We start from the raw sequence: 11,557 nt of genomic DNA on the forward strand, positions 1-11,557 counted from the left end.
CAAACCTGCCGATTGGCATACATCCGACACTCCGCCAACAACGCCAGCAGATTCGGATCCCGCTCCTTGGCCTTGAGAAACACCACCCCGATGTGCTGCTGCAACCGGTACTGTTCCTGCAGCGGAATCAGCTTCACCCGGTTCTCATACACCGCCGCAATCCTCCCCGGCAGCAACGCATAACCCACGCCCGAACTGACCATGCTCAGCAGGGTGAAGATGTCGTTAACCTGCATCGCCACCTTCGGCTCGAACCCCGCCTGGTTGAACACTCGATTGCCGTCCTGATGGGTGGCGAAGCCCTGGGTCAGGGTGATGAAGGTTTCGTCGCGCACCTCGGCCAGGTCCACTTCCGCGCGGTGGGCGAACTTCGAGTCGGCCGGGGTGGCCAGGAAGATGTCGTCGGAAAACAGCGGCAGGTGTTCCAGGTCCGGGTCGTTGATGCTGTCGTCCAGGGACACCAGGATCGCATCGACTTCCATGTTTTTGAGCTTGTAGAGCAGGTCGAAATTGGAGCCCAGGATCAGGTCGATGTTGAGTTCGCTGCGGCGGATCTTCAGGCCCATGATCAATTGCGGCACGGTCTTCACGGTCAGTGAATACAGCGAGCCCAGCTTGAAGCGCTCGGCGGAAAACCCCGCGGCCTCGCGGGTCAGGCGCACGCTTTCGACCACGTCATGAATCAGCTTCTGTGCGCGCTCTTCCAGCACATAGGCGCTCTCCAGCGGCGTCAGGTTGCGCCCTTCGTGCTTGAACAGCGGACAGCGCAGGGCGCTTTCCAGAGAGTGGATCGCCCGGTGCACACTGACGTTGCTGGTCTGCAACTCGGCCGCGGCGCGGGCCAGATTGCCGGTACGCATGAAGGCCAGGAACACCTCGAGTTTTTTCAGGGTCAACTCTTCGTCGATCAACATGGGGTGGACTCTTTTTGGAATCTGTCGATTGTGCCCAATTCCGCGGTCCTGCGCCTGATCGTTCCCACGCTCTGCGTGGGAATGCCTCAACGGACGCTCTGCGTTCGGCTATTGAGGGGCGTAGATATGGAACGCGGAGCGTCCCGGGCTGCATTCCCACGCGGAGCGTGGGAAAGATCGGGATCAAAAGATCGCGATGGACGGACATGTTGAGGATTTATGCTTGAGGCTGGCTGTAGCGAAATACGAGGTAGGTAAACGATGTATCACGGGGAAAAACTAAACGCCTGGACGCATCTGGTCGGGGCGATTGCGGCGTTTGTCGGGGGTGTGTGGCTGATTGTGGTCGCGAGCCTGGATGGCAGTGCGTGGAAGATCGTCAGCATGGCGATCTACGCCTTTACCTTGCTAGTGCTCTACAGCGCGTCGACCGTCTACCACAGCGTGCGCGGGCCCAAGAAGGCGATCATGCAGAAGGTCGATCACTTTTCGATCTACCTGCTGATCGCCGGCAGCTACACGCCGTTCTGCCTGGTCACGCTGCGCGGGCCGTGGGGCTGGACGTTGTTCGGGATCGTCTGGGGGCTGGCGCTGATCGGGATCCTGCAGGAGATCAAACCGCGCTCGGAAGCGCGGGTGCTGTCCATCGTGATTTATGCAGTGATGGGCTGGATCGTGCTGGTGGCGGTCAAGCCGTTGCTCGCCGCGCTGGGCACTGCCGGTTTTACCTGGCTGGCGATGGGGGGCGTGCTGTACACCGTGGGCATCATTTTCTTTGCTCTCGGGGATCGATTGCGGCATGCCCACGGGATCTGGCATCTGTTCGTGATTGCCGGGAGTTTGCTGCATTTTGTGGCGATCTGGTTCTATGTGTTGTGAACACAACCCCTGTGGGAGCGGGCTTGCTCGCGAAAGCGGTGTGTCATTCAACGGATATGTCGACTGACCCGGCGCCTTCGCGAGCAAGCCCGCTCCCACAGGGGGGATGTGTGTGCAGTCAGGTCGGTGTCGGGATCAGGCGATCCAGTTGCTCCTGCGCCCGCCGACTGAACACCTGCAGCAAATCACTCAAAGTATGCGGCGGCGGTTCGCTGGCGCGGGTCACGGCGTACAGGGTGATGGGCAGCGGTGGTGCCAGCGGGCGGATGGTCGTTGTAGCGGGAGACGCGCCAAGGGCCGTGAACGGGTCAATCACCGCCAGCCCTGCACCCGACTCCACCATCGCCCGAGCCAGCGAATAAGTCTGCACCGCGATGCGCACCCGGGGCGGCGGTTCGACCGCTTCCAGATAACTGTCGAGCCGTGCGGCCAGCGGGTCGGCGCTGGACAGCCCAATCAACGGCGCATCCGCCAACGCCATCAGCGGCAGTGGCTGGCCTACTTCCGCCTCCGGCCAATGCCCCTTCGGCGCCAACGCCACCAACACCCCACGAGCCAATTCCTGAGCCTTCAACCCAGGATGATCCGGTCGCTGCAACGTCAGGGCCACATCCACTTCACGCATCAACAGGTTCTGCACCAGCTCCCGGCTGTGGGCGCTGGAAAGTTCGCAAGCGATATCCGGGTAGCGCCCGGTCCATTCGTGAATGGCCGGCGGCAGCAGCGACAGGGCCAGCGCCGGGGTGGCGCCGATGCGCAGGCTGTGGCCCGGCTGGCGACGCAGACTCTGCGCCAGGCGCCGCACGCCTTGCAGGCTCTCGCTGACCTTGTCGACCTCGCGCTCCAGCTCCAGCGCTTCGGGGGTGGCCTGCAACTTGCCGCGCACCCGCAGGAACAGCGGGAACCCCAACTGCTGCTCGGCATGTTGCAGCACCTTGGTCACCGCCGGCTGGGAAACGTGCAGCAATTGCGCGGCGGCGCTGATCGATCCGGTCTGGCGGATGGCCTGGAATATCTCGATGTGACGAAGGCGCATGGCGAGTCCATAACCTTTGTTTATGGGTCTGGCATCTTTATTCATTGTTCGCCGCCTGTCACCTGGCTCTAACCTCGGTCGCATCTTCACAACGGTTTTGGAACGGCAATGGCTCAGCGTGTGTGCATCATCGGCGGCGGTGTGGTTGGCCTGGCAACGGCTTATGCGCTGGTGCGCGACGGTTTCGACGTGACGGTGGTCGAAGCCCGGGACTCGTTGGGCAGCCAGACCAGCTTCGCCAATGGCGGCCAGCTCTCCTATCGCTACGTCGCGCCGCTGGCCGATGCCGGCGTGCCGATGCAGGCGATCGGCTGGATGCTGCGCGGCGATTCGCCTCTCAAGCTGCGCCCGCGCCTGGACCCGGCGCAGTGGCGCTGGATGGCCTCGTTCCTCGCCGCCTGCCGCAGCTCGGTCAACCGGGAAAACGCCGCCCATCTGTTGCGCCTGGCGCTGCTGAGCCAGAGAACGCTTCAGCATTGGCGCGAAGACGACGGGCTGGCGGGCTTCCAGTGGCGGCGCAACGGCAAGCTAGTGACGTTTCGCAACAGCGGCAATTTCGAACATGCGCGCAACAAACTGGCCGATCCGCAACAGCAGCAGGTGCTGTCTGCTGCCGAGTGTGCGCAGCTCGAGCCGGCGCTGGCCGAGGGTGCCTTTGTCGGCGGGATTTACACCCCGGACGAAGAAGTCGGCGATTGCCACGCCTTCTGCCAGGAGCTGGCCGCGCGGCTCAGCGCTTCCGGTCGCTGCGAATGGCGCATGGAGCAAACGGTGACCGGCATTCGCCACACAAACGGCAGCGTCAATGCCATCGAGTTGGGCGAGCAGGTGTTGGCGGTGGATCAACTGGTGATCGCCGCCGGCCACCGCAGTCCGCTGCTGAATCTGCCGGGCCTGCAATTGCCGCTGTACCCGCTCAAGGGCTACAGCCTGACTGTGCCGATCAGTGCCGACCACCGGGCGCCGGACGTGAGCATCACCGACTACGACCGCAAGATCGTCTATGCGCGCATCGGCGAGCAATTGCGGGTGGCGGCAATGGTCGACATCGTCGGCTTCGATCCCGCCGTCGATCCCAAGCGCCTGGCCCTGATCAAGCGCCAGGCCCGCGACACCTTCCCCAATGCCGGCGACTACGACGCTGCCGTGGAATGGGCCGGCATGCGCCCGGCAACGCCCAGCGGCGTGCCGCTGCTGGGGGCCACGGAGTATCGCAACCTGTGGCTCAATCTCGGCCATGGCGCCCTCGGTTTCACCCTCGCCTGCGGCAGCGCACGCCTGCTCAGCGAGCTGATCGGCCAGCGCCAACCTTCCATCGACCTGCACGGTTTCAATCACCGTGCGGCGTGAACACCTGTCTCACAAGAGGACTCAGTCATGACCATTGAACGTCTGCACAGCAATCCGCGCCTGTCTGGCGCCGTGACCTACGGCGACCTGGTGTTTCTCTCCGGCCAGGTGCCGGGGGATGCCACAGAGGTCGGCGACCAGACTCGCGAAGTGCTGGCGAAGATCGACGCCTTGCTGGCCGAAGCCGGCAGCGACAGGGATCATCTGCTCAGCGCGACCATTTACCTGAAAAACATCGGCGAGGATTTTGCCGCGATGAACGAAGTCTGGTCGGCCTGGCTGTCGCCGGGACGGGCGCCTACCCGGACCACGGTGCAGGCCGAACTCGCCCGCCCGCAGGTGCTGGTGGAAATCACCGTCATCGCTGCGCGTTCGTGAATCAAACCAACACCCACAACGGAGAATAACAATGCAAAAAATCACGTTGCTCGGCTGCACCCTCGGGCTGTTGCTCGGCAGTCAGGTCCAGGCCAACGAGGCGCCGCTGACCGGCACCCTGGGCAAGATCGCCAACAGCCACAGCATCACCCTGGGCTATCGCGATGCGTCGGTGCCGTTCTCTTACGTGGGGGATCAGAGCGGCAAACCGATGGGCTACTCGGTGGATCTGGCGAGCAAGATCGTCGAGCGTATCCAGCAGCGGCTGGCGCTGCCGGACCTGAAGGTGAAGTACAACCTGGTGACCTCGCAGACGCGCATCCCGCTGGTGCAGAACGGCACCGTGGATCTGGAATGCGGCTCCACCGGCGTGACGGCCGAGCGCCAGAAGCAAGTGGCGTTCTCCTACGGTTTCATCTACGTCAAAGGCCAGTTGCTGACGGCCAAGGACAGCGGCATCAAGAGCTTCGCCGACCTGCGTGGCAAGAATGTGGTGACCACCGCCGGCACCACCAACGAGCGCTTCCTGAAGAGCTACAACGTCGACAACAAGATCGACATGTTCGTGATCAGCGCCAAGGACCACGGCGAAGCTTTCCAGATGCTGCAGTCAGGTCGCGCGGCGGCGTTCTACATGGATGACGCGCTGCTCTACGGCGAGCGTGCCAAGGCCCATGATCCGCACAAGTGGGTGGTGGTCGGGGAAGAGCAGTCGCGGGAGATCTACAGTTGCATGGTGCGCAAGGACGATCCGCAGTTTCTTGCGCTGGTCAACGGCGTGCTTGGCGAGCTGTACAGTTCGGGCGAGATCAACGGCATTTATCAGCGATGGTTCGAACAGCCGATTCCGCCGAAGGGTTTGAATCTCGAGTTTCCGATGACCAGTGAGTTGAAGGCGATCATTGCCAAGCCGGTGAGTGATCCGGTGCAGTGATTTTTGGTTTTCGCCGCAGACCGCGGCGCGGCCATCGCGGGCAAGCCCGCTCCCACAGGTTCGTTGGTGTTCACATCATTTGTGTACGACGCCGATCTTTGTGGGAGCGGGCTTGCCCGCGATGGGGCCCTAGAAATCACCCCAAAGTTGCTGGGCTACCGACAATGCCACCACCGGCGCCGTCTCGGTGCGCAACACCCGAGGACCTAACCGCGCCGCATGAAAACCGGCCCCCTTGGCCTGCTCGACCTCGGCATCCGACAACCCACCCTCCGGCCCTATCAGAAACGCCAGCGTCGACGGCTTGGCATGACTGACCAGCGGCTCGGCCACCGGATGCAGTACCAGCTTCAAATCCGCTTCAGTCTGCTTCAGCCAATCGGCCAGCAGCACCGGCGGATGAATCACCGGCACCCGCGAGCGACCGCATTGTTCGCAGGCGCTGATCGCCACCTGGCGCCAGTGCAGTAGGCGTTTGTCGGCGCGTTCGTCCTTCAGGCGGACTTCGCAGCGCTCGCTGAAGATTGGGGTGATTTCGCTCACGCCCAGCTCGGTGGCCTTCTGAATCGCCCAGTCCATCCGCTCGCCACGGGACAGGCCCTGGCCGAGGTGAATCTGCAGCGGCGACTCGACCTGACCGGCGAAGCTTTCATCGATCTGCACCACGACGCGTTTCTTGCCGACCTCGACCAGCCGGGCCCGGAACTCCTGGCCCGAACCGTCGAACAGCTGCAACGCATCGCCCTCGGCCATGCGCAGCACCCGGCCGATGTAATGGGCCTGGGCCTCGGGCAACTCGTGCTCGCCGGTGCTTAGGGGGGCGTCGATAAAGAAGCGGGACAGTCTCATTTCTTGTCTCTGGAAAAGTGTGAATCAGTTGAATCGGTGGTGACTTCATTCGCGAGCAAGCCCGCTCCCACAAGGTCTACGCGGACTACTGTGGGAGCGGGCTTGCTCGCGAAGAGGCCCGCCCAGGCACTACAAAAACTCAGCCCGGATCCCGGAACCCCGGATGAAAATCCTTCGGCACCGCCACGCTGACACTGTCACGCGTCGCGATATCGATCCCCTCACTGGCCACTTCAGCCAGAAAATCAATCTGCTCCGGCGTAATCACATACGGCGGCAGAAAATACACCACGCTCCCCAACGGCCGAAGCAGCGCACCACGCTCCAGCGCATGCTGGAACACCTTCAGCCCACGACGCTCCTGCCATGGATAGGCCTCTTTGCTGGCCTTGTCCTTGACCATCTCGATCGCCAGCACCATGCCGGTCTGGCGGATCTCGGACACGTTCGAATGCTCCGCCAAGTGCGCGGTGGAGGAGGCCATGCGCGCGGCCAGGGCCTTGTTGTTCTCGATGACGTTGTCTTGCTCGAAGATATCCAGCGTCGCCAGCGCCGCCGCACAGGCCAGCGGGTTGCCGGTGTAGCTGTGGGAGTGCAGGAAGGCGCGCAGGGTCGGGTAGTCGTCGTAGAAGGCGCTGTAGACCTCGTCGGTGGTCAGGCACGCCGCCAGCGGCAGGTAACCGCCGGTCAGCGCTTTGGACAGGCAGAGGAAGTCCGGGCGGATGCCGGCCTGTTCACAGGCGAACATGGTGCCGGTGCGACCGAAGCCCACGGCGATTTCGTCGTGGATCAGGTGCACGCCGTAGCGGTCGCAGGCTTCGCGCAGCAGTTTGAGGTACACCGGGTGGTACATGCGCATGCCGCCGGCGCCCTGGATCAGCGGCTCGACGATCACCGCCGCGACCGTGTCATGGTTCTCGGCCAGGGTCTGCTCCATGGCGGCGAACATGTTGCGCGAGTGTTCTTCCCAACTCATGCCTTCCGGGCGCATATAGCAGTCTGGGCTCGGCACCTTGAGGGTGTCCATCAGCAGGGCTTTGTAGGTTTCGGTGAACAGCGGCACGTCGCCCACCGACATCGCCGCCATGGTTTCGCCGTGGTAGCTGTTGGTCAGGGTGACGAAGCGCTTCTTGTTCGGCTGGCCGCGGTTGAGCCAGTAGTGAAAGCTCATTTTCAGCGCGACTTCGATGCAGGACGAACCGTTATCGGCGTAGAACACCCGGTTCAGGCCTTCCGGCGTCATCTTCACCAGACGCTCGGAGAGTTCGATCACCGGTTGGTGGCTGAAACCGGCGAGGATCACGTGCTCCAGCTGATCGACCTGATCCTTGATGCGCTGGTTGATCCGCGGGTTGGCGTGGCCGAACACGTTGACCCACCAGGAGCTGACGGCGTCGAGGTAGCGCTTGCCTTCGAAGTCTTCCAGCCAGACGCCTTCACCGCGCTTGATCGGGATCAGCGGCAGCTGTTCGTGGTCTTTCATCTGGGTGCAGGGATGCCACAACACCGCGAGATCGCGTTCCATCCACTGTTTGTTCAGGCCCATGTTCACTCTCCTGGAGGCGCTCCGCGGCCGGCGCGGGCATGCAATCGCGCAAGCCTATGCAATGCGCCGCACGGGGACAACCCATTGTGTCGGTTGAGCTACTTTAAACAGGTCGATAGACGCTGCTAGCGGGCGTCTGAAGCGTGACGTATCCTTCGCGGTTCTTGGGTCGCCTGGCCCGCAAAATCGCTGTTTTCTCGTGTATTTCCGGAGTTCGCTGAATGTCTGTCGGTTGGCTGCGCGCCTGTGCGCTGGTGATGTTGGGGCTGTTCAGCGTGTCTGCGCTGGCCAAGGATAAAACCGCGATCGTGATCGGCGGCGGGGTCGCGGGCCTCACCGCGGCCTACGAGCTGCAGACCAAGGGCTGGCAGGTCACGCTGCTGGAGGCCAAGCCAAGCCTGGGCGGTCGTTCCGGCATGGCCACCAGCGAGTGGATCGGCAATGACAAGACCCAGCCGGTGCTGAACAAGTACGTCTCGAGCTTCAAGCTGAGCACCACGCCGGCCCCTGAATTCGTGCGGACCCCGGGCTACCTGATCGACGGCGTGTATTACACCGCTGCGGACCTGGCGACCAAGGACCCGGTCACCGCCGAGGCGCTCAAGCGTTACGAGAAAACCGCGGACGATCTGGCACGCTCCATCGATGACCCGCTGAACCCTGCAGCCAACAACACCCTGCATGCCCTGGACCAGATCAACGTGTCCGGCTGGCTCGACAAGCAGAACCTGCCGCCAACCGCCCGTCAGCTGATCAACCAGCAAATCCGTACCCGCTATGACGAGCCTTCGCGCCTGTCGCTGCTGTATTTCGCCCAGCAGAACCGCGTATATCGTGGCGTCTCCGACCGCGACCTGCGCGCTTCGCGACTGGTGGGCGGCAGTGCGGTGCTGTCCCAAGCCTTCGTTAAACAGCTGAAAACCATCAAGACCGACTCCCCGGTGTCGGCCATCACCCAGGACAAGGACGGCGTGACCGTCAAGGTCGGCAGCGTTGGCTATCAGGCTGACTACGTGGTCCTGGCCGTGCCGTTGCGCGCCCTGAACAAGATTCAGATGATCCCGGCGCTGGACGCACAGCACCTGGCCGCGATCAAGGGCACCAACTACGGCTGGCGCGACCAGATCATGCTCAAGTTCAAGACGCCGGTGTGGGAAAGCAAGGCGCGCATGTCCGGCGAGATCTATAGCAACACCGGTCTTGGCATGTTGTGGATCGAACCGGCCCTGAAGGGCGGCGCCAACGTGGTGGTCAACCTGTCCGGCGACAACTCGCGGGTGATGCAGGCCTTTGGCGACAAGCAGATGGTCGATCAGGTACTGATTCGCCTGCACGCGTTTTATCCACAGGCGCGCGGTTCGTTCACCGGTTATGAAATCCGTCGCTACAGCACCGACCCATCAACCGGCGGCGCCTACCTGGCCTTCGGTCCTGGCCAGATCAGCAAGTTCTGGCGCCTGTGGGAACGTCCGATCCAGCGCGTAACCTTCGCCGGCGAACACACCGACGCCCTGTACCCGGGCACCCTGGAAGGCGCGCTGCGTTCCGGCCAGCGTGCGGCCAGTCAGGTTGAAGATCTGGCGGCGGGCAAGTCGTTCGAACCGGCCAAAGCTGCGCCAGTGGCGGCAGCCGCAGCAGCCGGCGCGGTCGCGGCGAAGAAGGGCAACTTCTTCACCAACCTGTTCGGTGGTTCGGATGACGAGAAGAAGCCGGAACCTGTCAAGGCGCCAGAGCCTGCTCCGGCACCAGCTCCCGCACCTGCGCCAACTCCGGCTCCTGCTCCGGTAGAGGCGCCGAAGCCTGCTGCGGCACCGGTAAAAGCGGAGCCAGCCAAGAAGACGCCAGCGAAGGCACCGGCGAAGAAGCCAGCGGCCAAGACCGAAGCGAAAAAGGCCCCGGCAAAAGCCCCGGCGAAAAAGGCTGAACCGGCGAAGAAGCCGGCAGCCAAACCGGCGACCGAGACCAAGGCTCAGTAAGGCTTTGGGTTAGACAAAAAAGCGCGGCTTACATGCCGCGCTTTTTTATTGCCTGGATTAATGCCTTCGCGAGCAAGCCCGCTCCCACAGGCTCATGGGTGTTCACATTCTTTGTGTACGACACAGATCCTTGTGGGAGCGGGCTTGCCCGCGAAGGCGGCGGGTCAGCTGCGACAAATTTCCGTCTGATCGCTAACATCTCGTCAAACTTTCGCCTTTAATCTTTTCTTAACACGCTCATTTCAGACTCTTGATCGCATTTCTCGATCTTTCAGAGCGAAATTTTCGGCTTTAATTCGATAGGTAAATCGATAGTCTTGGCCCAGCACTTACAGGAACCCGGCAATGCAGTTACGTAACTCTACTTCCCGCTACGGTTGGGTCAGCATCTTCATGCATTGGGGCGTGGCCTTGGCCGTATTCGGTTTGTTCGGCCTGGGGCTGTGGATGGTTGGTCTCGGCTACTACGATCCGTGGCGCAAGGCCGGTCCCGATCTGCACAAGAGCATCGGTTTGATTCTGCTGGCGGTCATGATTTTGCGGGTGTTGTGGCGTTTTATCAGCCCTTCGCCGCCCACTTTGGAAAGCTACGGCCGCATGACGCGACTTGGCGCCAAGTTCGGTCATGCCTTTCTGTACCTGTGTCTGTTCGCTGTAATGATTGCCGGTTACATGATTTCCACCGCAGATGGTGTCGGAATACCGGTGTTTGACTGGTTTGAGGTGCCTGCGCTGATTTCCGGGCTACCGGACCAGGCGGATAACGCCGGCGTGATCCACCTCTACCTGGCGTGGGCGCTGGTAATTTTTTCCGGCCTCCATGCGTTGGCAGCATTGAAGCACCACTTTATCGACCGCGATGTGACCCTCAAGCGCATGCTGGGTCGCAAAGCCTGAAGTTCAACCTCGACTCCAAAGGAAAACAAAGCATGTTGAAAAAGACTCTGGCCGCTCTGGCAATCGGTTCGGCACTGTTTGCAGCCGGCAACGCAATGGCCGCCGACTACGTGGTCGACAAACAAGGCCAGCACGCCTTCGTTGATTTCAAGATCAGCCACCTGGGCTACAGCTACATCACCGGTACTTTCAAGGACATCGACGGCAAATTCAGCTTCGACGCTGCCAAGCCTGAAGACAGCAAGATCGAGTTCAACGTCAACACCGCCAGCGTTTTCACCAACAACGCCGAACGTGACAAGCACATCTCCAGCAAAGACTTCCTGAACGGCACCAAAGCGACCTTCGTTTCCACCAGCGTCAAGCCAACCGGCAAGAACGCTGCTGGCAAGGACACCGCTGACGTAGCCGGCGACCTGACCATCCTGGGCGTGACCAAGCCAATCGTGGTCAAGGCCACTTTCCTGGGTGAAGGCAAGGATCCATGGGGCGGCTACCGTGCAGGCTTCGAGGGTACCTTCAGCCTCAAGCGCTCTGATTTCGGCAAGATGATGGACCTGGGTCCACAGTCCGATTCGGTCGACATGTACGTTACGTTTGAAGGTGTCAAAGCGAAGTAATTTTTCGCCGGACATAAAAAAACGCCCCGAATTCGGGGCGTTTTTTTGTCCGGCGGAAAATTACGTGTAGGAGCCGAGCTTGCTCGCGATGGTCGTCAACGATAACGCTGGCAACCTGACACCCCGCGGTGTTGCGCCATTCATCGCGAGCAAGCTCGGCTCCTACAGCAGGGAAACA

At 61.8% G+C, this 11,557-nt stretch carries 11 protein-coding genes; 7 read left to right on the forward strand and 4 right to left on the reverse strand.

Going from position 1 to position 11,557, the window contains the following annotated elements:
• The coding region (locus K9857_RS17580; RefSeq protein ID WP_224537837.1) for a LysR substrate-binding domain-containing protein at positions 1-914 on the reverse strand (914 nt) is incomplete at its 3' end.
• A gap of 261 nt (positions 915-1,175) precedes the next feature.
• On the opposite strand from K9857_RS17580, the gene trhA reads away from it, so the two are divergent.
• Entirely contained in the window at positions 1,176-1,793 is a 618-nt protein-coding gene (trhA, locus tag K9857_RS17585; RefSeq protein WP_224537838.1) for a PAQR family membrane homeostasis protein TrhA, read from the forward strand.
• A gap of 118 nt (positions 1,794-1,911) precedes the next feature.
• On the opposite strand, the gene K9857_RS17595 is transcribed toward trhA, so the two are convergent.
• On the reverse strand, positions 1,912-2,829 hold the full coding sequence (locus tag K9857_RS17595) for a LysR family transcriptional regulator (RefSeq protein ID WP_224537839.1): 918 nt from the start codon (positions 2,827-2,829) through the stop codon (positions 1,912-1,914).
• Between the two features lie 108 nt (positions 2,830-2,937).
• On the opposite strand from K9857_RS17595, the gene K9857_RS17600 reads away from it, so the two are divergent.
• Genes K9857_RS17600 through K9857_RS17610 form a run of 3 tightly spaced genes read left to right on the forward strand, consistent with a single transcriptional unit; the run spans position 2,938 to position 5,491 of the window.
• A complete protein-coding gene (locus K9857_RS17600) occupies positions 2,938-4,179 on the forward strand; it encodes a D-amino acid dehydrogenase (protein WP_224537840.1) in 1,242 nt (413 codons plus the stop codon).
• A 27-nt stretch (positions 4,180-4,206) separates the two neighbouring features.
• Positions 4,207-4,557, forward strand: coding sequence for a RidA family protein (locus tag K9857_RS17605; RefSeq protein WP_224537841.1), 351 nt, complete (start codon positions 4,207-4,209; stop codon positions 4,555-4,557).
• Between the two features lie 31 nt (positions 4,558-4,588).
• The gene (locus K9857_RS17610; protein WP_224537842.1) at positions 4,589-5,491 is read left to right on the forward strand and encodes a transporter substrate-binding domain-containing protein; all 903 of its coding nucleotides are present in this window, start codon (positions 4,589-4,591) and stop codon (positions 5,489-5,491) included.
• A gap of 129 nt (positions 5,492-5,620) precedes the next feature.
• On the opposite strand, the gene K9857_RS17615 is transcribed toward K9857_RS17610, so the two are convergent.
• Both K9857_RS17615 and K9857_RS17620 read right to left on the reverse strand, forming a co-directional pair.
• Positions 5,621-6,340: a 16S rRNA (uracil(1498)-N(3))-methyltransferase gene (locus tag K9857_RS17615; RefSeq protein ID WP_224537843.1), complete on the reverse strand. Its 720-nt coding sequence runs from the start codon at positions 6,338-6,340 to the stop codon at positions 5,621-5,623.
• Positions 6,341-6,479: 139 nt separating this feature from the next.
• Positions 6,480-7,886 (reverse strand): adenosylmethionine--8-amino-7-oxononanoate transaminase, encoded by a 1,407-nt coding sequence (locus K9857_RS17620; protein WP_224537844.1) that lies wholly within the window; start codon positions 7,884-7,886, stop codon positions 6,480-6,482.
• 221 nt (positions 7,887-8,107) lie between these two features.
• On the opposite strand from K9857_RS17620, the gene K9857_RS17625 reads away from it, so the two are divergent.
• The 3 genes from K9857_RS17625 to K9857_RS17635 all read left to right on the forward strand — a co-directional run bounded on the left by K9857_RS17625 (position 8,108) and on the right by K9857_RS17635 (position 11,379).
• Entirely contained in the window at positions 8,108-9,862 is a 1,755-nt protein-coding gene (locus K9857_RS17625) for a flavin monoamine oxidase family protein (protein WP_224537846.1), read from the forward strand.
• 345 nt (positions 9,863-10,207) lie between these two features.
• Positions 10,208-10,759 carry a cytochrome b gene (locus K9857_RS17630; protein WP_224537847.1) on the forward strand — a complete coding sequence of 184 codons (552 nt, stop codon included), beginning with the start codon at positions 10,208-10,210 and terminating at the stop codon, positions 10,757-10,759.
• A 32-nt stretch (positions 10,760-10,791) separates the two neighbouring features.
• On the forward strand, positions 10,792-11,379 hold the full coding sequence (locus K9857_RS17635) for a YceI family protein (protein ID WP_224537849.1): 588 nt from the start codon (positions 10,792-10,794) through the stop codon (positions 11,377-11,379).
• The last annotated feature ends 178 nt before the right edge of the window (positions 11,380-11,557 follow it).

The sequence above is a fragment of the Pseudomonas sp. REP124 genome (genome assembly GCF_020164475.1).
Classification (GTDB): Bacteria; Pseudomonadota; Gammaproteobacteria; order Pseudomonadales; family Pseudomonadaceae; genus Aquipseudomonas.

Bases quoted from the DNA above. Each gene is read 5' to 3' on its own strand.
- K9857_RS17615 (WP_224537843.1), bottom strand. From the start codon at position 6,340: ATGAGACTGTCCCGCTTCTTTATCGACGCCCCCCTAAGCACCGGCGAG.
- K9857_RS17605 (WP_224537841.1), top strand. From the start codon at position 4,207: ATGACCATTGAACGTCTGCACAGCAATCCGCGCCTGTCTGGCGCCGTG.
- K9857_RS17620 (WP_224537844.1), bottom strand. From the start codon at position 7,886: ATGGGCCTGAACAAACAGTGGATGGAACGCGATCTCGCGGTGTTGTGG.
- K9857_RS17610 (WP_224537842.1), top strand. From the start codon at position 4,589: ATGCAAAAAATCACGTTGCTCGGCTGCACCCTCGGGCTGTTGCTCGGC.
- K9857_RS17595 (WP_224537839.1), bottom strand. From the start codon at position 2,829: ATGCGCCTTCGTCACATCGAGATATTCCAGGCCATCCGCCAGACCGGA.
- K9857_RS17630 (WP_224537847.1), top strand. From the start codon at position 10,208: ATGCAGTTACGTAACTCTACTTCCCGCTACGGTTGGGTCAGCATCTTC.
- K9857_RS17600 (WP_224537840.1), top strand. From the start codon at position 2,938: ATGGCTCAGCGTGTGTGCATCATCGGCGGCGGTGTGGTTGGCCTGGCA.
- K9857_RS17635 (WP_224537849.1), top strand. From the start codon at position 10,792: ATGTTGAAAAAGACTCTGGCCGCTCTGGCAATCGGTTCGGCACTGTTT.
- K9857_RS17625 (WP_224537846.1), top strand. From the start codon at position 8,108: ATGTCTGTCGGTTGGCTGCGCGCCTGTGCGCTGGTGATGTTGGGGCTG.
- trhA (WP_224537838.1), top strand. From the start codon at position 1,176: ATGTATCACGGGGAAAAACTAAACGCCTGGACGCATCTGGTCGGGGCG.